The organism is Halobellus sp. H-GB7 (genome assembly GCF_030848585.1).
GTDB classification, from domain to species: Archaea; Halobacteriota; Halobacteria; order Halobacteriales; family Haloferacaceae; genus Haloquadratum; species Haloquadratum inordinatus.
The window spans coordinates 1-24018 of the sequence record NZ_JAVDDW010000019.1 but is presented as its reverse complement, the minus strand read 5'-3'; the positions used below and the strand labels follow the sequence as shown (position 1 = coordinate 24018).

Annotated in this window: 22 protein-coding genes; 14 read left to right on the top strand and 8 right to left on the bottom strand. The window is 58.6% G+C overall.

Translation table 11 applies throughout. The features are described 5' to 3' along the window. The 6 genes from RBH22_RS17450 to RBH22_RS17425 form a co-directional block, all read left to right on the top strand. Nucleotides 1–998 (top strand): transposase (locus tag RBH22_RS17450; RefSeq protein ID WP_306678626.1); only part of this gene is annotated, 998 nt, incomplete at its 5' end. A 233-nt stretch (nt 999–1231) separates the two neighbouring features. After that, nucleotides 1232–1819, top strand: coding sequence for a hypothetical protein (locus RBH22_RS17445; RefSeq protein ID WP_121570529.1), 588 nt, complete (start codon nt 1232–1234; stop codon nt 1817–1819). Between the two features lie 37 nt (nt 1820–1856). Then, complete coding sequence (locus tag RBH22_RS17440; protein ID WP_306678624.1) at nt 1857–2297, top strand: DUF4870 domain-containing protein; 441 nt, start codon at nt 1857–1859, stop codon at nt 2295–2297. Nucleotides 2298–2339: 42 nt separating this feature from the next. Next, on the top strand, nt 2340–2609 hold the full coding sequence (locus RBH22_RS17435; protein WP_121570528.1) for a hypothetical protein: 270 nt from the start codon (nt 2340–2342) through the stop codon (nt 2607–2609). A 696-nt stretch (nt 2610–3305) separates the two neighbouring features. Continuing rightward, on the top strand, nt 3306–4424 hold the full coding sequence (locus RBH22_RS17430) for an MFS transporter (RefSeq protein WP_306678628.1): 1119 nt from the start codon (nt 3306–3308) through the stop codon (nt 4422–4424). 70 nt (nt 4425–4494) lie between these two features. Beyond that, nucleotides 4495–4884, top strand: coding sequence for a CopG family transcriptional regulator (locus RBH22_RS17425; protein WP_121570525.1), 390 nt, complete (start codon nt 4495–4497; stop codon nt 4882–4884). Nucleotides 4885–4996: 112 nt separating this feature from the next. Here RBH22_RS17425 and RBH22_RS17420 read toward each other — a convergent pair whose 3' ends face one another. Continuing rightward, nucleotides 4997–5383: a hypothetical protein gene (locus tag RBH22_RS17420; protein ID WP_256289373.1), complete on the bottom strand. Its 387-nt coding sequence runs from the start codon at nt 5381–5383 to the stop codon at nt 4997–4999. Nucleotides 5384–5558: 175 nt separating this feature from the next. Here RBH22_RS17420 and RBH22_RS17415 point away from each other — a divergent pair, with 175 nt between their 5' ends. The 4 genes from RBH22_RS17415 to RBH22_RS17400 all read left to right on the top strand — a co-directional run bounded on the left by RBH22_RS17415 (nt 5559) and on the right by RBH22_RS17400 (nt 12776). Beyond that, nucleotides 5559–8147 (top strand): PD-(D/E)XK nuclease family protein, encoded by a 2589-nt coding sequence (locus RBH22_RS17415; protein ID WP_306678620.1) that lies wholly within the window; start codon nt 5559–5561, stop codon nt 8145–8147. After that, nucleotides 8144–11002, top strand: a complete 2859-nt coding sequence (locus tag RBH22_RS17410; RefSeq protein WP_306678618.1) for a UvrD-helicase domain-containing protein — start codon at nt 8144–8146, stop codon at nt 11000–11002. Before RBH22_RS17415 ends, RBH22_RS17410 begins: the two co-directional genes overlap by 4 nt. Nucleotides 11003–11553: 551 nt before the next feature. Continuing rightward, on the top strand, nt 11554–12372 hold the full coding sequence (locus RBH22_RS17405) for a ParA family protein (RefSeq protein WP_256289370.1): 819 nt from the start codon (nt 11554–11556) through the stop codon (nt 12370–12372). Then, complete coding sequence (locus RBH22_RS17400; RefSeq protein ID WP_256289369.1) at nt 12369–12776, top strand: hypothetical protein; 408 nt, start codon at nt 12369–12371, stop codon at nt 12774–12776. Before RBH22_RS17405 ends, RBH22_RS17400 begins: the two co-directional genes overlap by 4 nt. A gap of 514 nt (nt 12777–13290) precedes the next feature. Here RBH22_RS17400 and RBH22_RS17395 read toward each other — a convergent pair. The 5 genes from RBH22_RS17395 to RBH22_RS17375 form a co-directional block, all read right to left on the bottom strand. After that, nucleotides 13291–13503 (bottom strand): hypothetical protein, encoded by a 213-nt coding sequence (locus tag RBH22_RS17395; RefSeq protein WP_306678615.1) that lies wholly within the window; start codon nt 13501–13503, stop codon nt 13291–13293. A 209-nt stretch (nt 13504–13712) separates the two neighbouring features. Next, nucleotides 13713–15488, bottom strand: a complete 1776-nt coding sequence (locus tag RBH22_RS17390; protein WP_306678613.1) for a PAS domain-containing sensor histidine kinase — start codon at nt 15486–15488, stop codon at nt 13713–13715. A gap of 8 nt (nt 15489–15496) precedes the next feature. Then, entirely contained in the window at nt 15497–16981 is a 1485-nt protein-coding gene (locus RBH22_RS17385; RefSeq protein ID WP_306678611.1) for an ATPase domain-containing protein, read from the bottom strand. A 70-nt stretch (nt 16982–17051) separates the two neighbouring features. Then, complete coding sequence (locus RBH22_RS17380; RefSeq protein WP_306678609.1) at nt 17052–17177, bottom strand: hypothetical protein; 126 nt, start codon at nt 17175–17177, stop codon at nt 17052–17054. Nucleotides 17178–17255: 78 nt separating this feature from the next. Next, entirely contained in the window at nt 17256–19433 is a 2178-nt protein-coding gene (locus tag RBH22_RS17375; protein WP_306678607.1) for a PAS domain S-box protein, read from the bottom strand. A 579-nt stretch (nt 19434–20012) separates the two neighbouring features. Here RBH22_RS17375 and RBH22_RS17370 point away from each other — a divergent pair. Together RBH22_RS17370 and RBH22_RS17365 are read left to right on the top strand one after the other, a co-directional pair. After that, complete coding sequence (locus RBH22_RS17370; RefSeq protein ID WP_306678605.1) at nt 20013–21416, top strand: selenium-binding protein SBP56-related protein; 1404 nt, start codon at nt 20013–20015, stop codon at nt 21414–21416. Further along, nucleotides 21417–21734 (top strand): 2Fe-2S iron-sulfur cluster-binding protein, encoded by a 318-nt coding sequence (locus RBH22_RS17365; RefSeq protein ID WP_306678603.1) that lies wholly within the window; start codon nt 21417–21419, stop codon nt 21732–21734. A gap of 99 nt (nt 21735–21833) precedes the next feature. On the opposite strand, the gene RBH22_RS17360 is transcribed toward RBH22_RS17365, so the two are convergent. Next, nucleotides 21834–22022, bottom strand: coding sequence for a hypothetical protein (locus RBH22_RS17360; RefSeq protein ID WP_306678601.1), 189 nt, complete (start codon nt 22020–22022; stop codon nt 21834–21836). 356 nt (nt 22023–22378) lie between these two features. Between RBH22_RS17360 and RBH22_RS17355 the strand changes: the two genes are divergently transcribed. Continuing rightward, on the top strand, nt 22379–22522 hold the full coding sequence (locus RBH22_RS17355; protein ID WP_129115280.1) for a DUF2080 family transposase-associated protein: 144 nt from the start codon (nt 22379–22381) through the stop codon (nt 22520–22522). A 3-nt stretch (nt 22523–22525) separates the two neighbouring features. Next, nucleotides 22526–23755 (top strand): transposase, encoded by a 1230-nt coding sequence (locus RBH22_RS17350; protein ID WP_306678598.1) that lies wholly within the window; start codon nt 22526–22528, stop codon nt 23753–23755. A gap of 1 nt (nt 23756) precedes the next feature. Here the strand turns inward: RBH22_RS17350 and RBH22_RS17345 are convergent, their stop codons facing one another. Then, entirely contained in the window at nt 23757–23993 is a 237-nt protein-coding gene (locus RBH22_RS17345; RefSeq protein WP_306678596.1) for a HalOD1 output domain-containing protein, read from the bottom strand. Nucleotides 23994–24018: the final 25 nt, after the last annotated feature.

Genomic DNA, 24018 nt, shown 5'->3' with positions numbered 1-24018 from the left:
ACCTCGTCCAGAAGGGGATTCGCCAAGCCGTCGAAGCCACCAAAAGCGGCGTCGAACGCCTCAAGAATGGCCAACACACGTCCCGGCCGACGTTCACGGCCGATACCGCCATCTACGACAAGCGAAGCGCCACGTTCCACCGTGACCACGTGTCACTGTCGACCGTCAACGGACGAGTTGAGTGCGACTACATCCTTCCTGACGATGCCGAGACACCGCCGACGAAGTACGTCGCCGACGAGGACTACGCGTTTCGGCGGGCGACACTCCATCGACGTGACGGCGAGTGGTATCTGCACGCGTCGATGCTCAAAGAAGACGATGACGACACCGAACCCACCGGGCACAGAACAGTCCTCGGTGTGGACCTCGGTGTAACCCAACTCGCGGTCGCTTCCACCGGGCGGTTCTGGTCGGCAGCCGAGTTCACCCACTGGAAACGCGAGTACGAAATACGGCGTGGCGACCTCCAACAGTGTGGGACGCGGGCCGCACACGAGGCGATCGCAGGTGTCAAACGGAAAGAAGCAGGGCGCTTCGAGATGTACCTACACCGCGTCGCCAACGAACTCGTAGCCGAAGCGGTCGAACACGACTGTTCGCATATCGTATTCGAGGACCTCACGGACATTCGTGAGAACGTGCCAGAGGCGTCGTGGCACCACCTGTGGGCGTTCCGCCGTCTCTACGAATACGTCGCATACAAGGCCACAGAGCAGGGTGTCGAAGCCGTCCAGGTAGACCCACGAAACACGTCGAAACGGTGTTCGACGTGTGGATTTACCCACGAGGACAATCGCGACGGCGAGGACTTCGAGTGCCTGAAGTGTGGCTACCAGAACCACGCCGATTACAACGCGGCAAAGAACATTGGACTGCAGTATCTCCGTCGCCGGCAAAACGCAGACGACGGAGGCGCACCCGTAGACGTGCGCTTGAATCGCGGGACGCTGAACGTGAGCGGGGAGTACAACCCTCCCGCCTCTGGTGAGGCGTAGAACGGGAGTCCACGCGAAAGCCCTTCCCTCAACGAGCGAGCGGGTCCTTAGACCCCGAGCGAAGTAGGGGAGGGTCGTTTACCGCTCGTCTCAGTAGGTGCTGTGGCCCTGGGTGCCGGTCGTATTCCACACTTAAGCTCTGATTTAGCCGTTTCAAGGGCTACAAACACCGTTTTGCGGCCGCGAAATCTGGACGGCATTTTTTCTATCCCCCTGTCATACGTCAGTTCGCTGTGGTCCCCACCCCGAACTGGATTGACAGGCGTATCGACAGTAATCTCGATAACACGCTCACACAAGAACACGTTGTCGAGACGATGCTCGAAGCCGACCGGCCGTTCTTTTCGAGTCGGCAACTCGCCTCGCGCGTGAAACCCGATGTGAGTAAAGCCACAGTTCGGAACCGACTAAATGAACTCCAGGAGCTCGATGTAGTGGCGACCGAAGCGTATCCTGATTCGGTCACCCTCTACTACATCAAGTATCCCGACTCGGAGTGGCCACTCTCGCCGGAAGGGAAACGTGCACTCACAGCCGAGTCCCCGCTCGATCGGCTCTCCACTCGTGGCTTCCTGACACTACAGGATACAGTCGGGGTGCGAACACTCGTTCTCGCTGGCTTTCAGTTGTCACTCGCCCTGTTGGCTGCTGGAAGCCTGTTGACCATCCTGGGTCTCGATCCCGGCCTCGAGAGCGATATTGCACTGTGGGCGACGGCGTTCAACGTACTCGTGTTCAGCGGCATTCTGCTGGTCACCGAACGAATCGTCCATCGGGTCCGCAGTCGGTTTGGCCCGTTACACCTCCTGCCGACGACGTGAATCGAGCTGAAGCTATCCTCCCCATCACACATCACATATGGATACAGATACAATGACGCCCGATCGTGGTCCCGAACTGCTAACCAAACGTTCCATCGGTGGTATCGCTGTCCATCTATTAGCCCTCTTTACAGGGGTTATCGGAGCTGGAATCGTGTACCTCGTCTCTGATCACGCGTTCACCAAAGCGAACGCGCGAAACGCGCTGAACTGGCACTTTTCGGTGTTGCTTCTCAGTTTCGGTGCGTTCCTGACGTTCCTCTTGGGTGCGGATACGATGACAGTTGGCGGCGAGATGGTCTCGTGGTCACCACTCCCCGGGCCACTCGCCAATATTGTCGGCCTGCTGGGGACGGTGTTACTGTTCGCTGCCGGGCTGGCGTGGCTTCTGACAAGTCTATTCACGCTCGTTGCAACGATCAAAGCGATCTTCGGAACCTCCTGGGAGTACCCGCTTGCCCGGGAGTTCATCAACTAAGTCTCACAATGAGCCTGACAATACTCCAGGAGATTACCACAGATGTCTAAGCAAGGCCCCGCCAATCGACCTGTTCGGGCGCTGAAAGCGGGTGGTCCACCAGCCCTCATCACGGCCGGCATCGCGATCGCATCGACTGGGATCGCTGGCCAAGGCCTCGAGAAAGAAACGCGCCCGATCGCAACAGCAGTTGCATCATTTATCGGGCTAGATCCACAGCTCGGACCGCTATTGCTGTTGGGGATCGCGGTGCTCATTCTTCCAGTCGCGGTGGTGATGCCCGGCTTGTTTGAGGACCACCCGTCTCACTGAGTGAGCATCCAAGGAACCGTACTGCCATCCCCTGAGCGCGGATGTCTCATACTGTCGGACAAGAGTTCGTGAATCATATTGGCACCCACGGGGTGCCGATGATTTCCACATCGTTCTGTCCGACAGTATCACTCGCGTGTTGTAACACCACTCTGCAACTGTTTCTCGCCCACAGCACCCGACGACAGATCCGCAACCGGCCAGACAACGAGAACTCTATCTGAAACAGGCAATACTTCGAGTCGTCACCTGATGGGTGGTGACACGACCACTCGCTGGCGTCTGTGTGCTCGAAGATCTCGACCTCAGTGCCCATCGCTAATTTCGTGGGTATATCTGCACTGCTCGTACTCGACCACAGTTATCACACGACGCGTAGGCAGTGTTCTTCAGCGTTCGGATGATCAGCAGCAAGGGCATACACGGTCCAACACGCCCCACTATGCTGTGCAGGAAGCATCGGTATCGCAGAGTGTGTCAGACCAGGAATAGCGGATAATGAATCCCGACTCTACTCACTCGATGGAGCCGTATTACGAAATTTCAGATAAATCATAACACAACATCCATTTCTCCAGAATATCCATCACCAGTATGGCTGTTCTATTCTGGAGTGCATCTGATCTTCCTCCAGCGAGCGTTCTGAAGTACTATCTCTACAAATCGACGAAGGCCGTCGAGTTTTATCGGCCAATTATGTATCTCTTCTTTCTCGCTCAGGGGCTCAATTTTACGCAAATCGCCATCCTCGAAGCGATATACAATCTGACGACGCTGCTAGGTGAAATTCCGACTGGCTACATCGGTGACCGGATCGGTCGGCGCAACAGCCTCCTGACCGGAACCGCGCTCATCTCGGTCACATTGCTCGGAATCGGACTATCCAGTTCGTTCTGGGCGCTCGCGGCTCTGTACGTCTGTTGGTCGATGGGCTACAACTTCCGCTCGGGAAGTGAAGACGCGTGGCTGTACGATACGCTCACCGACGACCTCTCCGAGGACGAGTTCGCGCACGTCCGTGGCCGCGGCGAATCCGTCGCCCTAGCGATCGGCGCTGGAGCGGCGATCGTCGGGGGCTACCTGGGCAGTATCGACCTGTCGTATCCATGGTTCGTCGCTGCCGGGGTCACGGCAACTGGCGTGGGTGTCCTCCTGACGATAGACGAGCCCGCGACCTACGAACGAACGGACTCCACGAAACTGAGCTTTCGTCGTACGCTCTCGATCATCCGACGGACCATCTCACAACGGAATATACGGGCGTTCGTGCTGTATTATTACGTCCTCTACGCGGCAGTGACGTATCTGGTGTTCGTGTTTCTTCAACCGATCTTCGAGACGATTGTCCTCGACTTCGGCGTCTCGCAGTCGCGAGTGAGGTCACTGCTCGGGTGGTTCTACGCGGCGTACAGTCTCTTCGGCGCAGGGCTGAGCTACTACACTGGTGCGATTCGTGCGCGCCTCGGGCTCCGAACGTGGTTTCTGTGGCTGCCCTTCGTCGTCGGCGGCGCACTGGTGGGGATGTACTTCGTGCCGGTACTCGCGCTGCCGACGTTCCTGCTGATCCGCGGGCTTTCGGACGTGACGCGGTCGTTCGCTGGCCAGTACATCAACGACCGCATCGAGACGATGGGCCGGGCGACCGTGCTCAGTGCGATGGCGATGGTCAGTGGCCTCGCCGTCGTCCCGTTCCAACTCGGGAGTGGCGTCATCTCCGACGTTGTCTCGCCTCTGTTCGCACTCGCTGTGGCCGGTATCGTGCTGATCGTCGGCTCGGTTGGAATCTTGCTCTGGGAGGCACCCATCGAGAGATAGCGGCTATGACTGTCGACTCACAGAGAGAGCATACTCGGGACTCTTGTACGGGTAGTCCGAAAAGCACCCGATGCGAACGAGTTTCAATATCCCGGATGCGATCCTCGAGGAGTTCGATCGGGTCTGGCAAGACGAGGGACTGGATAATCGGTCCCGAGCAGTTCGCGAGGCGATGCAGGAGTACATCGAATCGCATTCTCGACTCGAAGACCTCAGCGGAGACGTTATCGCGCTCGTCGCCTTCGACTACCGCCATCACGAGGTGATCGGAGAACTCCACGCGGTCCAACACGAGTATCAAGATGTGATTCTCAACACGAGTCACACACACCAGGGCGAGTGGTGTCTCGAATCCTTATTCTGCCAGGGGGCCGGCGACCGCGTTCGGGAGTTGACCTACCGCCTCCGTGACTTCGACGGCGTGAACCGAGTGAAGATAATGGTGATTCGAGATAACTGAGCGCGGCAGACGCCCCGGAAATTCGCTCGCTCATACTGTCGGACAGAACGATGTGAAAAGTATCGGCACCCCGTGGGTGCCAATATGATTCACGAATTGCTGTCCGACAGTATCAGTCCACCGTCGTTGCCGTGTTCCCGGTCGACTCGGACCGCGTGGTCAGATAGAGGTAGATCAACACGAGGATCAAGACGACCTGGACCGCCTTGTCAACGTAGTCGATCATCCCGTACTCTGACTTGGCCACGATCCAGAGGGGGAACTGCACGGCCGTATACGGAATCCCGATCAGGTAGAGCATTCGCCGGCGGTAGTCGAGGAAAAAGAGCACAAGTGCACCAGCGTAGCCGACGCCTGCGAGTGCAACAGGAGCCCGGCCCTCGACGATACCAGCATACACGTGGAGGACGCCAGTAATGACGACTAACACAACTGCTAGCCACTGGATCTGGGTAAGAGGTCCGATCCGACCTGTCGATTGATTTTGTTTATTTCTCACAATACTACAGAGTGATTAGCGAGGGATAAAGACTGTTATTATCCGACTCCAGATTGCGTAATACGGTTCTACTCGAGACCTCTACGTCGTGGCCAACGTGTTGATGAGCGCGTGATGCACCCATCCGAGCAGTCTTGACGACACATTTTTGAAACCCACCTGAGTCCGATAGTCCGTGTCAATTACGCGAGCGAAGTCTATCGATTCGCTCTACGAGGAGTGCAAGGAGTTCGACCTCGTGCTCGTGCCGGATGCGCCGATGGCAAGCGCCCTGAACCGGCGTCTCGACCACCCCCACTTCGGAGCTTTCGCGATCACACCACGTCGACTCGCTGCCAGACGGCGAGAAGAGGCCGAGGACCGGCTCGCGTTTCTCGAAGTCATCAAGGCGACCGATCTCGACTGGAAGGAGGCGTCCTACGCGGTCGGGAACATCCTCCAGTGCTGGGAGTACCAGGGGACGGCCGAAGCCGTTCTCGACTACGAGCAGTTCGCGACGGACCCGACGCACACTGCGGTCGACTGCATCGCGGAGATGGATACGACGTCCAAACGGCTTACCGAGTACACGATAGACGCCGACACGTCGGTCGCTGTCGTCGGATTAAAGCAACTCACCGAACTCGAACGCTCGATTCTTCCCCCAACCTACGAGACGATCGACCCGTTCTCTGAGGACCCGTTCGATCAGCCACCGTTCCGAATCCTCGATTCGCCGGCCGCAATTGTCGATACTGTCCTCGATACCGTAACGCAGGAGAACGCCGACGACGTGGCCGTCGTCCTCGATGCTGCCAGTCAGTATTCCCCGCTCATCGAGTCGGCGCTGGACGCAGCCGACATCCCCTACTACGGCGGCCCGGGGTTCAGCGACGATACTCGCCACCGCGCATTTCTGCAACTCCTCCGAAGTGCACGCGCTGGCCGAGATACGCGAGTTGGCGACGTTCGACCACTCCTCACCCAACTCGGGATGCCAATCGACATCGAGCACGACGAGAAGCGGCTCGTCGACCTCGACCACTCGGGAATCGAGTGGTTCCACGAGTTCCGTGAGGAGGTCCGTTCCTGCACCTTCGCGGACGCCACCGACGCATTCGAGGCCGTCATCGATGCCGATGTCGACGCCTTCAGAGACGAACTTTCGACGCTCGGCCTCCTCGACGATCCCGTCACCGAACCGGCGGTTGACCGACTCGAATTCTATCTACAGTCCTACGACGTCCCGGTCGATCGCGAAAACGAGGGCGTTCTGCTGGCCGATGCGAAATCAGCCGGGCACGTCGACCGCACCGTCGTGTTCTATCTCGGGCTCGACGAGGGATGGACGCATTCGTCGCCCCGCCGCCCGTGGGTCGATAACGATCAAGAGTTCGAGCGGAACATCCGGCAGTTCCAACGACTCCTACAGAACGGTGTCGAGCAGTACTACCTCGTGCAGGACACCGCCGGTGGAACGCCCGTCACTCCGTGTCTGTACTTCGAGGAACTGTTCGATGCTGAGTTCGACCAATTCAGTGACCTGGACTCACTGCGACATTCACGAACATCGCGACCGACGCAGGATGGGTTCGAGAAAGAACCGCTCGATGTCTCTCCCGAAGACGTCAGCGCACTCAGCCAGTCCAGTCTGAATACGTACGTCAACTCCCCCCGCGATTACTTCTTCAGTCGACTCCTCGACAACCCGGACAAAGACCACTTCAGGGAGGGCAATCTGTTCCACGACTTCGCAGAGTTCTACGTCTCGCATCCAGGCGTCGTCACACCCGAGACACTTGAGGAGGTCGCGACTCTCATTCTCGACGAAGTCGATCCGTTCCTCCGCGGCGTCGACCGAGAGGTCCGACGCACCAAATACCGCGTCGGGCTCCAGACGATCGCCGAATACCTCGATACGAACCCGCCGCAGGGCGATGGGTTGGCGACGCCCGACAGTGGCCGGAGCGAGAACTTCTTCGCCGAATACTACGACCGTCCCATCGAGTCCTCCCACACCGAACGCTGGTTCGAGAACACCGACCTCGGACTGAAGGGGAAAATCGACCTCGTTCACAGTCCCACCCGACTCCTCGATTACAAGAGCGGCTCGAAGAAGTCGGCATACTCTGTCGTCAAGCATTCGGCGGTCGATCCCCCGAGCGACAAACCGAACTTTCAAGCACTCCTCTATCTCGCCCACCAGCGGACTGAGCACCCAGATGAGGAACTGCAGTTCACGTTCTTCCACTTCCTGGAGACGCTCGACGACGTCGTGACAGGGGAGAACACTCTGGAGGACTGCCTCACGACGGTGACCTACTATCCCGTCACATACGAGGAGTACATCGCGAGCCCCGCTGTCTTCACCGAGCTGCAGGAAGACGCCGCGAACGACTGTAACAAGACCTTCTCGAAATCGACGTACGAGGTGTATCGGTCTGTGTTGGACGGCCAGGAGTTCCCAGACACCCGCGACAGCGACGAACTCATCGAATCGGAGTTCGCCGACGCACTCACGGCGCGATTGATTGCTGACGTTGGAGACTACAAGTACGTGAAAAACGGCTGTAAGCAGGCACTGAGACACTTGCTTCGAATTCGCAACCAGAACTACTTCACCGGCGACGTGGACGCGTTCGAGCAGTTTGTCCAAGAACGCCTTTCAGAATTGAACACCCGCCGTGCCGGCGAGGAGCGCTTCCCGGTACAGGGGCTCTCCGGCGACCCGAACTACCGGTACGTGGACAACCGGGACTGTATCCTGGAGGATGGATCGCGATGACCTCGCCGAACGATCGTCAGCAAGACCTCATCGACAGCAAACAGGGAATCCACGTCGTCGACGCCGGTGCCGGGACCGGAAAGACGTTCACGGTCACCCGCCGCTACGCCGAAATCGTCGACCAAGACGACGTCGAGCCCGAGGACGTCCTCCTCGTGACGTTCACCAACAACGCGGCCGCGGAGATGAAAGACCGAATCGTCGCCCACTGTGACTACGGGATGCGTGAACTCTCTGACGCGCCGATACAGACGTTCCACAGCCTCTGTCACGACATCCTGATGGAGCACGGCTTCGAGGCACCGACGCTTCTCGGCATCGACGACCGCATCACCGGATCGACGCGAGTCCTCGAAGACGAGAACGTCGAGAAGGCGCAGTTCCGCGAGTTCGTCCGGCGCTTCAGCGACGATCACCCCGAGTACGACGACTTCTTCCGCGCCGTCGAGGACCCAGTCGAACTTCTCGGATTGATCAATCAGCTTGCGGCGAAAGGTGTCTTCCCGACGGCCGAGGGCTGGTATCGCAACGGCGAGCGATATCTGGATGGTGACTTCAAGTCGTTCCGAGAAATCTTCGACGAGCAGAACCAACCTAGAAACGACGGGAGCAAGCAGTCCAAGCTGCGCTCGAAGCTTGGCGACTACGGGAAGGGTAAGTGCTATCTCCCAGACGCCCCCGAGAAAGAGGCGATTCGCGGCGGATGGGGAGAAAAGCAGGTGCCTGCTGCCGTCGCTCAGCTCGCGTTCGAGGAACAGCGAGAGGATCTCAAGAACTTTGTCCACGACGTCTACCACGAGTACGTAGAGTTCGCGCTCAGCCGCAATTACCTCAATTTCGGATTCCTCCAACTGTTCGCGTTCGTCGTACTCTGTGAGGATCACCGACTCCGCGACGACGTCGCCTTCGAGTACGTGATGATCGACGAGTTTCAGGACTCCAGCGAGATCCAGTTCAAACTCGCACTCTTGCTCGCGGATACGAACAACGTCTGTGTCGTCGGCGACTGGAAACAGAGCATCTACTCGTTCCAGTACGCTGCCGTGGAGAACATCACCGAATTCGAGTCTCGACTGGATCGGTTCGTCGACGAGCTCAACGAAGACCACGAGCGCGTGTCGTGGGCGACACGCCCGATCATCGACATCGAGCTCGTCGAGAACTATCGGTCGACGCAGGACATCCTCGACTTCTCCGAACACAGTCTGGTGACACCCGCGGGGAGCACGGACGACGTCGACGAGGCCGCCGTCCGAGACCGCATCGTGTCGCTCTCTTCGAGTACTGCCCACGAGAACTCCCACATAGAGGCGGTCCAACACCAAGACGAACACGAGACCGTCCTGACCAAGATTCAGGAGATCGTCGGGAACGACGCGTATCAGATCGAGGAGGACGGCGACCTTCGCTGCCCGGAGTACGGTGACATCGCGGTCCTCACCCGGACTCGTGACTTCGGCCGAGAACTCCTCTCTGTTGCCGAGGAGTATGGGTTGCCGATGGCGTACGAGGGTGGCATCGAGTTGTTCCGTTCCGACCCGGCAAAGATCCTCTTGGCGTGGCTGCGGATCCTCGAATCCGATTTCGAGCGAGGCTGGGCGGTCGTACTCGAGGAAGCCGGGTACACGCTCGACGAGGTCAAACACGTCCTCCAGAGCGAGAAGTATCCCAACAATATGCAGGCGTTCGAGTCGGAGCTCGCGTCACTGGAGACCGTCGGTGGCGTTGCCCAGCGCGTGTTCTCTCAGTACGACTACGACGGGGCCTACGCCGACGTGTTGCTGACGACGATACAGTCTGTCCACAACGCGACGACGTTGACCCGAGGAGACCTCATTCGGTTCATCGAACGCGGCATCGATGATGGAAGCACCCACGAGGTCCACGCGAGCGCTGGTCTGAACTCGGTGACCGTCCAGACCATCCACGCGGCGAAGGGGCTCGAACACCCCATCGTCGTGCTCGCGAATATGAACGCTCGTCGCTTCCCACCGTCGGGTGGGAACAGTAACGTCATCACGTTCGACGATCCGATCGGGTTACGCCAGCGGAAGCTCTACGCCGACGACCACGGGTATCCCCACATTCACGACAACTGGCGGGCCGACGTCTTGCAGAAGTGCCTGCCGCGTGGGTACGACGAGGAACGCCGCTTGCTCTACGTCGCGATGACCCGGGCAGAGAGCCATCTCGTGTTTGCAGCAGGTGAGTCTCCGAACACGTTCATCGAGGAACTCCCGGTCGACCTGGAGGAACCGGAACCCGACGTTCGGGCAGACGACGTCAGCGAGACGACGCAGTCACACTTACAGATTTCCGTGCCGACGCCAGAAGGTCCAGTCGGACACTCGCCACACACGCTGATGCGCGACGACGTGTTCGAGGACGTCGACGACGGGAGAGGGACCGCGTTCGGGACGGAGACCCACGAGTTCGCTGAACGCTACGTGTTGGAAGAAGGCGTCGAGCCCTCGAACGAGGACGAGCGTCATATCAAATCGTTCCTAGACTCGCTTGGCGGAGAACTACGGGTCGAGGAGGACGCATATCTCCCACTCACCATCGATGGGGAGCAGGTCACCATCTCAGGAGTCGTCGACCTCGTGCACATTCGTCCCGATGCCGTGGAGATCATCGACTTCAAGACCGACCTCGGACGGCACGCCGCGGATGAGTACCGGAAGCAACTCAGCGTGTACTACCACGTCCTGAACGAGTGGTTCCCTGACCGGGACGTGACTGCAGGGGTCTTCTATACTGCTGACGGGTCCCGCGTCGATGTCGATCCGATGTCGGAAGCGGAGATCGCGGATCTTGTTCGGAGTGTTCTCGACCGCTCTGAAAGAGCGGTATAAGTGGTCTGCACACGTTCTAATTCTCATCGAACTGGGCAGCCTTACTCTTCGACGGGCTTCATCGCGGAGGAATCAACTCAGGGGGGCTGCATCCAGCGGTGCTGCACGGCACAGCGCAATCGACTTCGAGAAAGAGTCGGACAATCCCCACCGCTATCAGCCGAGATGCCTGAGAATGTAGAAACGAACGTAACGAATAGAATGAGAAGAACGAATGAAACTAAAACACCGAATAAAACGAGAACAGTGACCGGAACGAATGTATTTACAGCAATGAACTCCCGTCGACGTATCGAATACGAAAGAGTCGTTGAGAAAAACGAAGGTAACGAAGGGGACGAGAAAGGTGAACGAAGGGGCTCGGTTAAAAACGAATGAAATGAGAGTAACGAACTCAACGAATAAGTTCGATTCAACGAGTACAACGAACGGGTGGTTTTAACATCGTCGTCATCATCTCACCAAGTGAAAATCCCTCACTGAATGCACCGAACTAAACGAGCATAATGAAAGAAACGAATCAAACGAACTGATTGAGAGGAACAAGAAGAATGAGCGAAACTAACACGGCACGAATCACGGTGGCGAATCAGAAAGGTGGTGCGGGAAAGACAACCGACGTCATTCACACTGGTGGTGCACTCGCAGCACGCGGCTACGACGTCCTCCTCGTCGACATCGACTATCACGGCGGTCTCACGTGCTCTCTCGGCTACAGTGGTCTGTACTACGACACCGATCGGACCACGCTCTTCGACGTCCTCGACTTCGATCAGATGGAGTCGGTGAACGACATCATCGTCGAACACGAGGAGTTCGACATCCTACCAGCCAGTGAGAAGCTCGCGAACAACAAAAACATCCAGACGCTACTCGAAGCTCCGAAGAGTCGTGAGCGGCTGGGAATGGCACTCGACGAACTCGACAAGAACTACGACTACATCATCGTCGATACGCCACCCTCGCTGAACGTCCTCACCGATAACGCCCTCGTCGCGACCAGCAACGTCGTCATCCCCGTCATCCCCGAGAAACTCAACGCCAACAGTCTTCAGATATTCGCGAAGCAGTTGGGTTCGCTTGAACCAGCGTACGGTGACATCAACCGACTTGCAATCGTGTGTAACCGTGTTGAGCAGAACTCCGAACACCGGAACACAATCGAGGAGATCAAATCGGCGTACTCGCTCCCAGTCTTCGAGATCCCAAAGCGCACCGACCTCTCGCAATCGATCGGTGACGGCGTGTCCGTCTTCGGCTTCGGGAAAGAGAACAAGCGGGTCGAAGACGCGCGGGACCTGTTCAACGAGATCGCCGATCTGTTCGACGAGACGTTCGAGAAGACGGCACCTGCGGAGGTAGACGTATGACTGACGGCTGGGGTGATGCCTCCGGTATCGAGGGCAACTACGACGACGAGGACGGCGAAGCCGATGCAAGCGAAACGAGTGAAGTGAACGAAACGAGTGAAACGAGTTCCTCGGCTGGATCATCGGACTCGAACGAAACGAACGAAACGAGTGAAACGAGTGAGACGAAAACGAACATCAAGGACGAGTGGAACGGGCGAACCATCTACATCCCGGACAACATTCTTGATGAGATGGAGGACACCTATCTCGAATCACAGCTGACGCTTCGAAAAGCGGGTCAAGACGAGTTCAAAAAGAACCGGCACTTCTACCCGCTCCTCGTGCAGTTCGGCGTAGAAGCCCTCTCGAAGGCGGATGCTGATGAAATCCAGGCTCGACTTTCGACTCTGGAAGACGATTGAGGTGAAGTACCTCGGGGACAAGCCCCGAGGCTTCACCGTTTTGTCCAGACCGTCCAGAAACGGACGGATGGACGCAGGCGAATTTAATTCCCCTCGACCTTCCCGAGATGGGTCGGCTGGAATTCACACCCGAACGTGCGATGCGTCCGTGAGGGTCGGCGGCTCCACCCCGCCCGACAACTCCCGTCGCACCGCGCCAAAGACGCGGGTTTTGAGAGGAGTCGCATTTCCAAATTGTCTCAGTCAGCGTTGGGTTAAGGTCTTTAACCCGTCTTTGTGGGTTTCTGACTGTAACAACTGTACGAACCGTGATTTCGTTAGTCTTTCGACGGCCTTCACCCTCGCGGTCAAGCCCCGAGGCACTCGGCCTGCTCCGCCTGTAGATCAACTCATCGATCCGGAGTTACACGTCGAGATCGAGACAGTTGCAATTATCCCGGGGTGACGTCCGCAACCGCCACTTACCGGGGTCCTTCAGGTGTTGGAGCTCTCCTGCGTCCCCCACCAGAAACAGTTACTCGCCCTGTCTCCGCGCGTGGAGTTGCTTTTCGACTTCGTCACTGCCGGTCGCATCCACGGCTACCGCAACGAGGTCGTCGTGATGCTGTTCGATAACATCCGTTAGCTGGCGTGCGGTTCTGAGTTTGTATCGGACTTCTGGATCGTCGACTTCCGCTGTCGCGTCCGCCAGGAGAGTGTCGATTGCACCGACGGGTGTGTCCGCCATATCAGGACCTAGGATTCTTCCTAAAATAGTATTGGGAAACCGCGCTCATTCGTGGGTGGGCACGCACAGTGCTGCAGTCCAGTTCGACATCAGTTACTGAGTGCACGCCTTCACTCACGTGACCGCACGCCGTCGGGCGATCACGTGCACGATCAGTTGGAAACGGCTATAGATCTGCTAGACGGCATCTCTTCGGCCGGAGCGCTGGCCTATCGGATGGGGATCGTCATCGCGACGATGGTCCCGACATCACTCGTTCGGATGTCGATGTCTCCGCCGACGTAACTGACGAGCCAGTAGGCGAACCACAGTCCCAATCCCGATCCGTGTTCGAGCGGTTCTTCGGTTCCGGCCTCGATGACGCGCTGCTCTTGTTCGGGAATTCCAGAACCGTTATCGACCACCGAAATCGTACTAGTCGTCTCGTCGACTGAGGCGGCGATTTCAACCTGTGGCAAGGAGGCATCCGAGTGCTTGACGCCGTTCTCGACAAACTCGCGAATGCCCGGCAGCACACGCGAGTCGATTTCGACTGTCTCCGGAGGCAGTTCCTGGATGACGACATTCCCCTCCGTGTACTGTGATTCCACACGGTCACGGATCCGCTCGAGACCGGCTTCTAGCCCGCAAACGGAGTCGGCTTCCTCGATGTTGTCTGCGAAGATCTGTCTGGCGTGGTGTGCTTTCTCGCTGATATCCAGCAGGGAGTCGATATTGTCCTGGATCGTACGCAGGTGTTCGACCGACTGTTCGTCACTGAGCGTCTGCTCCAGAATGTCGGCGTATCCTTGGATTGCAGTCCCCTTATTGCGGAGGTTGTGTCTGAGCACCCGATCGAAGACGACGAGTTGTTGTTCCCGCAGTCGGTGGTCAGTGATGTCGTCTTGGATAGCAACGAATCCCTGAATTTCGTCATCGCCGTTCTGGATCGGAGCGATGGTCTGGTTAAGGATGATCCGCTCGCCCGACTTGCGTTCGTTGACCGTTTCGCTCGTCCAGACTTCGCCCTCGAGGATGGTCTCCCAGAGGTCGCGGTAGAACGCCTCGTCGTGATCGCCCGATTTGAGGATGCGCGGGGTTTCACCGATCGCCTCCGCGGCCGTGTAGCCCGACATCTCCTCGAACGCCGGGTTGACGTACTCGATCGTGCCGTTGGTGTCAGTCATCATAATCGCGTGGCCGGCGTGTGAGACGGCGTTTTTGAACTGCCGGAGATCCCGTTCGCGCTCCTTTTGTGCGGTGATATCCCGAAAGAGAGCCAACACCGCCGGCTCGCCGTCGTACGTGATCCGTGACGCTCGCAGCCCGATGTCTTTTTGCTCTCCCCGGGGCGTTACGACGGCGATTTCGTACTGGGTTGGCGGAGATTCTCCCCTCGTTCGTTGCTGGTGACGTCTGCGAACGAGCCGTTGATACTCCGGTGCGATGACCGACTCGAGGGTCATTCCCTCCAGAGCCTCACAGTCTCGTTCGACGATCGTCGCCATCTGCTCGTTGACGAACACGAACTCGCCGTCCTGTGCGACGGCGATCCCGTGTTCACTCTGTTCGACGAGCGTCTGATACTTCCGCCGTTCCTCGCGGAGCTGTTCGTTCTGCTCTTTGAGGTCCATAGCGAGCTCTTTCGTCTGCGCCCGCCGGACGAGGAGATTCGAGATCGTCCGGAAGAGCGCCTGCTTGCCGACCGGCGCCGTCACCACGTCGTTGACAACGAGAGGACGGTCGCTGGACTCGATATCGGGAAGCGTGACCGAGACCGGCGACTTCTCACGTCGAATCAGGACCACCGGACAAAACACCGGCTCTTTTCGGCGCTTATACGATTCCAGTTCGTCGCGGTACTGCGGAAACGACGACTCGTCGACTATGTGGAGGTCGGCCTCTTGGACCTCCTCGGCGGTGACAGGCGTGTGGTGTTCGGATACGAGTGACGCCAGTGCCTGTCGATTTCCCGCTCCGGCGAGTAACAGCTGAATCTGGGCCATCTTCGTGATCAGCGTGAACGGTCCGTAGTTTCGCTCGTGCGCTCCGGAACTCCGTTGAGTACGCCGTGGATGCCCGTCACCGGTTCGCCTATCTGCAAGCCATCGGCAGTGATCGTATACCGGCGGGGAACCGTCTCGAAGCCGCCCACACGCTTTTTGAGAACCCCGGCGATACGCTGGAGTTCCCCTTCGAGTTCGATGTAGTTCTGGAAGACGATGTTATCGGCGATATAACTGACGTGTTCGCTCGTCGCTTCCGGGAGCCCCGTCACGGTCGTTCGTTGGTCGATCAGAATAACGGAGACGTTCATATCCACTAGGTGCTGTGTGAGTGCGTGGAGCCGACGCCGCAACTCGACGGCCTCGCCTGCGCCTTTGATGGCCGTTTTGTACCCTTCGATCCCGTCGATTACGACGAGTTCAACCGCGTTATCCTGGACCTCTGTCACTACTCGGTCGGCGAACTCTTCCGGCGACTGGGTGAGCGAGTCAATTTCGTTAACGAAGAGCGATCCCTCCTCGCGCAACCGCGTGATCGGATGCCCGAAAGCCTCTGATCGGTAGGTAAACGTCTCGATTGACTCCTCGAACAGATACGTGAGCGCCCGCTCGCCGTTTGCCGCGGCTGTCGCGAGGAACTCGGTGGCAGTCGTCGTTTTGCCGACGCCGGAGGGACCAGTGATGATCGTCACCGTCCCCCGTTCGAGCCCGCCACCGATGAGGGAATCGAGTTCGGAAATGTCGGACGTGAACTGGTCCGGCTCGAAGGTCCGTGCGTGCCGTTCACGTTGCAGCGCTGGATATACCTGCAGGCCGCCCCCCCGAATTTCTAGCCCGTGCCTGCCGTCTCGCTGGCCGACGCCACGGTGCTTGGGGACGTGGATCCGACGGCCTTCTTTTTCGTCCTCGTATTCGAGCACGATGACGCCGTCGCTGAGCGATCTGAGTTGCATATCCATCTGCGCGTGCGGCGTCTTGGTGGCGAGGACGGTCGTCCCCCGGTTCTTCAGGTATCGTGCGAACGAGATGATACGCTTGCGAAACTGATACTCGCTCGGTTCGAGATACTGGAACTGCGTAATCGGGTCGATCAGTACGCGACCCGGATCCAGTTCCTCGATCGCATCGCGGACTTCGGCTATCAGGTTCCCGTCTTCGATGTCCTGGGGATCGACGACGTCGTAGGACTGCGCCCGCTTGAAAAAGTCCGATTCCGGCCCGACATCGAGGAAGTTAGCGCCGCGGATGTCGATTCCGAGTTCGGCCGCGTTCGCGCGAAGGTCGTCGGCAGATTCTTCGCCGTGGATGAACAGCACTGTCTCACCGGCCGAGAGACCTTCGCAGAGGAACTCCGTCCCAAGCAACGTCTTGCCAGTGCCAGGAACCCCCAAAACTAGATATAGACGGCCGTCTACGAACCCACCTTCGAGAAGCGAATCCAGTCCCGGGATTCCGCTCGAACTCCGGGTAAAGGATTGTTCAGGGGTATTCATATTCGTCCTTCCTCACAGAGAGTGGATAAACATCACTATCGGTTATCGGGCCTGATAACCTGATTCCCGGTCACTGCCGGTTGTGCGGGGCTTCGAGTTCGGCTGGCAGGGCGTCGACGGGATCTCCTCCCTGCTCAAGTGTGAAAGTGCCTTGTCGGGTCCCGCGCCAGTGGATCAGATCGTCTTGCGGGCTCATACTGTCGGATAGAACGATGTGAAAATCATCGGCACCCCGTTGGTGCCAGAATGATTCACGAACGTCTGTCCGACAGTATCACTCCCTATCGGAGGCGCAGTCAACTCCCCGGAACTCGAAGCGGGCCCCACCGTCGGTCCCTGCAGTCACTTCGACCTGCCAGTTGTGGGCGTCGGCGATCTGACAGACGATGGCAAGACCGAACCCTGTCCCGTCCTCGGAGGTCGTAAAGCCCGAACCGAAGACGCTATCTCGATCTGACGGCGGGATTCCGGGACCATCGTCTTCGAGATAGAATCCCCCATCTATCGTTCCCAGTTGCACGGTCACGTCGTCGCCAGCGTGTTCCCGCGCGTTCCGAAAGAGGTTCTCAAAGAGTTGTGTCACTCGGGAGTCGTCCATCAGACACTCGGCGTCGTCGACGATTTGGAGTTCCATCTCGTTGGTGTTGACGTTCTCCCACGCAGCCGTTGCGACCGACTCCAGCGACGCCAGTTCCGGGTCGAGGACGGTCTTTCCCTGCTCAGCCAGCGCCAGTAGCTCTTCGATGAGTGCCGCCATCCGATCGGTGCACCGCTGGATCTCGTCGTGTGCCTCTTTCGGATCGTCCTCGAGGCGGGCTATGTCGAGGTAGCCCTCGATGACGTTGAGCGGATTGCGAAGGTCGTGGGCGACAGTGCGGCCGAACTTCTCCAATCGATCGTTCTGTCGCTCTAATTCGAGCCGTTGCTGTTTGAGTTCTGTGATGTCGCGGTTGATGGCCACGAACCCGGTGACCTCTCCGTCGTCTGTGAGCGGCGAGATAGTCTGATCGATGATATACCTCTTGCCGTCCTTGCGCTCGTTGGTGATCTCTCCCGTCCAGACCTCGCCATTGAGGATCGTCTCCCAGAGATCACGGTAGAAGTCGTCGCTCTGCTCCCCGGATTTGAGGATCGCTGGCGTCTGGCCGATGGCTTCTTCGCGGGCGTAACCGGTCATCTCCTCGAACGCGGGGTTGACGTACTCGATCGTCCCGTCACTGTCAGCGATCACGACTGCGTGTCCGGCCTGTTCGACGGCCTCACGGAAGACCCGGAGCTGACGCTCGCGCTCTTTCCGCTCTGTGATGTCTTGTGCTGTTCCGATGTGGTATTCGTCGCCCTCGATAGTGACGTGAGTTGTCACGGTCTCGACCGGGACCGTCGAACCGGTGTCGAACCGCTCGTGGAGCGTTTCTCGACGTCGTGACTCTCCGTTCTCGAAGGAGTTCCAGTAGCTCTCAAACCGGGTGACGTCGAACCGGGGATTCGCGGTCGCCATATGCCGGCCGTTGAGGTCCTCTGATGTTGTCCCGAGAATGTCAGCGTACGCCTGGTTCGCATACAGGATGGTCCCCATTTCGTCGTAGGCTGCGATTCCAGTTCCCACCTGTTCGATCGCTTGCTCGAAGAACTGGAGGTTCCGCTCGCGCTGTTTCCGCGCGGTGATATCTCGGTTGATGGCGACGAAGCCAGTGATCTCGCCCTCCTCTGTGATCGGCGAGATGGTTTGATCGATGACGTACTCTTGGCCATCTTTGCGCTGGTTCACGATTTCGCCTGTCCAGACCTCGCCGTCGAGGATGATCTCCCAGAGGTCCTCGTAGAATTCCTCGTCCTGCTTTTCGGAACCGAGGACGGCGGGCGTTTGCCCGCGGAGCTCCGCTAGACTGTAGCCTGAAATGCTCTCCATCGTGGGATTGGCGTACGTGATCGTCCCATCCGCGTCAGTGACGAGAATCGCGTGACCGGCGTGCTCCATCGCCGTGTAGAGGTCCTGCAACTTCTGCTGCTGGCGGGCGATCGTCACACAGCTATTGATCCGGGTGGCCAGCAGTTCGTATCTGGTCTCGCCGGTGTCTTTTTCTAGGTAGTCGTCGGCCCCGAGTTGGATCGCGCGGCTGGCAACCTCCTCGGATCCTTGCCCGGCGAACATCACGAACGGAAGGTCGGGATACCGACCCTTCACCGCCTCCAGGAACTCCAATCCGTCCATCTCCGGCATCGCGTAGTCGCTGACGACACAGCTTATCTTGGATTCGCTGTCGAGCCGGCCGAGAGCATCTTTCGCGCTCGTTTCGGTGTACACCTCGAACCCGAACTCCCGCTCGAGATAGGTCGCGACGATGTCGGCGAACGCGTCGTCGTCCTCAACGAACAGCACCGTAATTGTCGTCTCGGTCGACCCAATATCGACAGACTGTACATCGGCTTCGAGCTGGGTCCGTTGTGACATCATTGTTCTAAGAGCACAAACAAATCTGACCGACCGGAAGACGCCCCCCACAGCGTCGCGGACGTTTCTTGGTTACGATAGACATACCTGCCGATCCGTCCGCCTTATTATTTTTGAAAAGTTATTAGATTTGATACTGGTAGTTTCGTTGCCATCTCCCGCCTCTAAGCGCCCGCTCTACCCGACGCTAATAGCGTGATCGGGGCCTCCAGTAGAGGGCGTTTCCACGTCTGCGTTGCCCAAGGCTACCCCTACGGACCGAGGCGCTAGCGCTGATGGAGTAGTTTACCGAGCGTCGTGTTCCCAGATCGCTGCTACAGATAAGCAAGGCGAGTGCCTCGGGGTCATACGGAAATATTCGATTTCCGTGATGACGAGAATCGGAGATTCTCGAACCACTTGACCCCGAGGCGGTTCACCGTGCGAGGTGCTGCGGCAGTGTCGGAATTTGCACGTACTAGAAATCGGGACAGAACAGTCCGAGTTGGACCTCTTAATCGGGAGCCGAAGCAATTCGGCTCACAGCAAAAATAAAGTTAACTATTATTTATCATTGTTGTCTATGTATTAGTGTTCGCTATGAGCACCGATGAACCAAGTCATTCGACGGAAGAGCCCGGTCACGATCACCACGAGGTAGCAGGTCCGGGGTACCCGACACCGGCGGCGATGCGGACGGAGTCCGAACGAGAGAAGACGGCGTTCGTTATGGCGCCTCGCGTCGGTATGGACGTCGACGCGCCCGACTTCGTCGGCGTTGTCGACGTCGATCCAGATTCAGAGACGTACAGTGAGCTGATCGACACCATCGAGATGCCGAACAAAGGCGACGAACTCCACCACTTCGGCTGGAACGCCTGTTCGTCGTCGTGTCACGCTGAAGGACTCGCCCGCGATCACCTGATCGTCCCAGGCCAGCGCTCCTCTCGAATCCACATTCTCGACGCCACAGATCCACGTGATCCGAGCATCGAGAAGGTAATCGAACCCGAGGAAGTGTTCGAGCACGACCTCTCGGCACCTCATACCGTCCACTGTGTTCCGGGCGGCAAAGTCGTCATCAGTATGCTTGGCGACGCAAACGGTGACCTTCCCGGTGGATTTCTCCAACTCGATCAGGACGACTTCTCTATCGACGGTCACTGGGAGGCCGACCGCGGCGAGATGGAGATGAACTACGACTACTGGTATCAGCCCCGCCACAACGTGATGATCTCGACAGAGTGGGCAGCCCCGAGGACCTACTATCCCGGCTTCGACCTCGACGACGTCGAGGCGGGACAATACGGCGACAGCATCCACATCTGGGACTGGGAGACCAAAGAGCACCAACAGACGCTGACGTTCGGCGAGGAGGGGCTGATCCCCCTCGAGATTCGAATGCCGCACGACCCTGAGGAGACGCAGGGCTACGTGGGTGCTGCGCTCTCTTCGAACATTCTCCGCTTCTGGGAGGGCCGCGACGGCGTCTGGGAGTGGGAGACGGTCATCGACGTCGAAGACCGCGAACATCCCGACTGGGATATGCCCGTCCCCGGCCTCGTGACAGACATCGTTCTCTCGCTGGACGACCAGTATCTGTTCTTCTCGAACTGGCTCCACGGTGATATGCGGATGTACGACGTGAGCGACTTCGGCAATCCGCGGCTGGTCGACCGCATCTGGGCCGGCGGCAACTTCGGCGACCGCCAGGAGGTGCAGGGCACCGAGATCCGCGGCGCACCCCAGATGCTACAGCTCTCTCGGGACGGCAAGCGCGTCTACTGGACGACGTCGCTGTTCTCCTCGTGGGACAACCAGTTCTACCCCGACATTGGATCAGAGGGGTCGGTGATGCTGAAGGCAGACGTCTACCCCGACAAGGGGCGGATGGAACTCGACGAGGACTTCCTCGTCGACTTCGGCGACGCTCCGGGTGGCCCGGCCCGCGCTCACGAGATCCGATGGCCCGGTGGCGACTGCACCAGCGACGTCTGGCAGTAGATGCCCCACGAGGTCACGCTACGGTGGCGCGACGGCCGCGAAGCGACGATCGACGTCGCCGACGGAGAGACGGTCATCGATGCGACAGAGCGGGCAGGACTCGGCGTTCCCTTCGGGTGTCTCTACGGCGCCTGTGGTACCTGCACCGGCCGACTCCTGTCGGGCGATCTAGTCCACATCGAACGCGCCCGCGGGCTGAAACCTCGTCACCGCCGTGACGGGTACGTCCTGCTGTGTGTGGCCGAACCTCGATCCGACTGCCGGATCGAAGTCGGCGCGGAGATCCAGGCGGATCTCGTCCCGAATCCGTGGCAGTAGCGTTTGAGGCGAGTTCGTCGGACTTCCGTTTTTGCGAACCAGAGCGGACGCTGCACCCTGATCTACTGCCGCTATGGTTCGCAGTACGAGAAGACGTATTCACTCGACGTAGCGCAGAATCTCCAAGGCGGACTGCAACTCCGAGCCGCTCTCGACGAGTTGCTGGTCGCTGTCGTATTCGATGAGGCCGACCTCGTCGAGTACGAGACAGTGTACAACAATATGCCGCCCCACGGACTCGCGGCGGGCGAGGGTACGGATGTCGTCCCCGCATCGGAACAGCAGCACACGGCGGCGGGTCGAATGGGTCGGACCGACGGGACCGATTCGCCACTCCAGTCGACAGAGTGACGCGAGCGAACGGGGACGCTCTTTCGGGGCTGTGAGACGCGACGGGAGTGATGGCAAACGTGTCTGCTCGGGCGAATCCGTCCTGTGTTCCGAGTAAGATCAAGCGCGAAGTAGTCTGCCGACAGGATTTTACCTGAACGCAGGCGCAAAGGCCCCTTCCTCAACGAGCGACCGAAGGGAGCGAGTAGGGAGGGGATACAGCGCCGTCATCGTCTTTCATCAATGCGATACTGCCGGCCCGCAGGCCCACGCTATCGGTAGCTTTATGTTTCTACTTTGTTTAAACATAAGTAATGGATCGGTACGAGATCGAAGGGCATGAAGTCCATGAATCCGAGGTCAAACCTACCGGCAACGGTGCCCACGTCCTCGTCCCGAAGCGATGGCGTGGTGCCACCGTCAAGGTCGTTCGCGTCACCGACCCATCCGACGAGTAGACTATGCGCTACAACTACAGGTATCGACTCAAACCAACCGACGAACTCCACGAGCGGTTATCGTGGACCCTCGATACCTGCCGACAGGTCTACAACCATTTCCTGCACCGACTCAACCGGGTAGACGGGACCTCCGCCTACTCCGAACAGTCGCTTCTCCCCGACCTCAAACGTACGTGGGACGACCTGAAAGACGTTCATTCGAAGGTCCTTCAAAAGGTCGTACAGCGACTGTACGACAACCTCTCCACACTAAAGGGGCGAAAAGAGAACGGCCACCGCGTCGGCGAATTGAAGTGGAAGGGCCCGCAGGAATATCGCTCGATCACGTACAGTCAAACCGGCTTCAAGCTCAACAACACGAGCGGCCGGTCTGTACTCTCTCTTTCAAAAATCGGCGACATTCCGATGGTCCACCATCGAGACGTTCCCGACGATGCTACCATCAAGGAGGTTGTTGTGAAACAGGAGCCTACGGGCGAGTGGTTCGCTGTTCTGGGAATTGAACCCGAGAACGACGCGCCGCCAAAACCCGAGTATCCCGAGAAGTGCGTTGGGATCGACGTAGGGATTCTAAAGTATGCCCACGACAGCGACGGAACCGCCGTCGAAGGCCCTGAACTCTCCGAGGAACGCGAGCGGCTGGAACGCGCACACCGCGCTCTCTCGCGGAAGGAACACGGCTCGGCGAACTACCGCACGCAACAGCGCGTAGTAGCCCATCGCTATGCCGACCTGAAGCGAAAGCGTCGGGACTTCCTCCACAAACTTTCGAACTACTACGCTCGGGAATACGACCTCGTAGCGGTCGAAGATCTCAACGCCAAGGGTCTGATGGAACTCCCGTCCAACAGTCGGAACCGCGCCGGAGCGGCGTGGGGGACGTTCCTGCAGATGTTGGAGTACAAGTGCGAACGCGACGGAACCCACTTTGTCGCGGTTAATCCTCGCGGAACGACGAAAGAGTGTTCCAACTGCGGCGTTTCGACCGACAAACCGCTGTGGGTCCGCGAGCACTCGTGTCCCTCATGTGGATTTGAGGCGGACCGCGACCTCAACGCGGCGTACAACATCCTTTCACGCGGACTCGATCAGGTAGGGGTGGTTCACCCCGATTCAATGCCTGCGGAGACTGCGCTCCCTACGGGAACCGATTCGGTTCCTGCAAAGCGCGTCTTGGAAACAGGAAGCCCCGTCCTCAGCGAGGCCGTCAGGCCGAGCAGGGCGGGGTAGTTCACACCTCAGAGCGTTCTCTGAGCAGGACGTCGCCTCCGGCCGTCACGCGGACTCTGTACCCCAAGTACTCGAAGTCAACCATACCTGCGTCTCGGTCGGGGCCTCCCTCTCCGGACTCGAATATCGCATCGAGCGCGTCCGGATCGACCACCTCGAACAGCGGCTCGTCGAGTTCTGCGGGGTCTTTCCCTTCGACCTTCGCGACCCGTTCCAATACCTTCTTTGAAAGTGACATCTACGGTACTGTGACGCGTCGGCTA

Bases quoted from the DNA above. Each gene is read 5' to 3' on its own strand.
- RBH22_RS17440 (WP_306678624.1), top strand. From the start codon at position 1,857: ATGGATACAGATACAATGACGCCCGATCGTGGTCCCGAACTGCTAACC.
- RBH22_RS17435 (WP_121570528.1), top strand. From the start codon at position 2,340: ATGTCTAAGCAAGGCCCCGCCAATCGACCTGTTCGGGCGCTGAAAGCG.
- RBH22_RS17430 (WP_306678628.1), top strand. From the start codon at position 3,306: ATGTATCTCTTCTTTCTCGCTCAGGGGCTCAATTTTACGCAAATCGCC.
- RBH22_RS17425 (WP_121570525.1), top strand. From the start codon at position 4,495: ATGCGAACGAGTTTCAATATCCCGGATGCGATCCTCGAGGAGTTCGAT.
- RBH22_RS17410 (WP_306678618.1), top strand. From the start codon at position 8,144: ATGACCTCGCCGAACGATCGTCAGCAAGACCTCATCGACAGCAAACAG.
- RBH22_RS17405 (WP_256289370.1), top strand. From the start codon at position 11,554: ATGAGCGAAACTAACACGGCACGAATCACGGTGGCGAATCAGAAAGGT.
- RBH22_RS17400 (WP_256289369.1), top strand. From the start codon at position 12,369: ATGACTGACGGCTGGGGTGATGCCTCCGGTATCGAGGGCAACTACGAC.
- RBH22_RS17395 (WP_306678615.1), bottom strand. From the start codon at position 13,503: ATGGCGGACACACCCGTCGGTGCAATCGACACTCTCCTGGCGGACGCG.
- RBH22_RS17390 (WP_306678613.1), bottom strand. From the start codon at position 15,488: ATGGCCCAGATTCAGCTGTTACTCGCCGGAGCGGGAAATCGACAGGCA.
- RBH22_RS17385 (WP_306678611.1), bottom strand. From the start codon at position 16,981: ATGAATACCCCTGAACAATCCTTTACCCGGAGTTCGAGCGGAATCCCG.
- RBH22_RS17380 (WP_306678609.1), bottom strand. From the start codon at position 17,177: ATGAGCCCGCAAGACGATCTGATCCACTGGCGCGGGACCCGACAAGGC.
- RBH22_RS17375 (WP_306678607.1), bottom strand. From the start codon at position 19,433: ATGTCACAACGGACCCAGCTCGAAGCCGATGTACAGTCTGTCGATATT.
- RBH22_RS17370 (WP_306678605.1), top strand. From the start codon at position 20,013: ATGAGCACCGATGAACCAAGTCATTCGACGGAAGAGCCCGGTCACGAT.
- RBH22_RS17365 (WP_306678603.1), top strand. From the start codon at position 21,417: ATGCCCCACGAGGTCACGCTACGGTGGCGCGACGGCCGCGAAGCGACG.
- RBH22_RS17355 (WP_129115280.1), top strand. From the start codon at position 22,379: ATGGATCGGTACGAGATCGAAGGGCATGAAGTCCATGAATCCGAGGTC.
- RBH22_RS17350 (WP_306678598.1), top strand. From the start codon at position 22,526: ATGCGCTACAACTACAGGTATCGACTCAAACCAACCGACGAACTCCAC.
- RBH22_RS17345 (WP_306678596.1), bottom strand. From the start codon at position 23,993: ATGTCACTTTCAAAGAAGGTATTGGAACGGGTCGCGAAGGTCGAAGGG.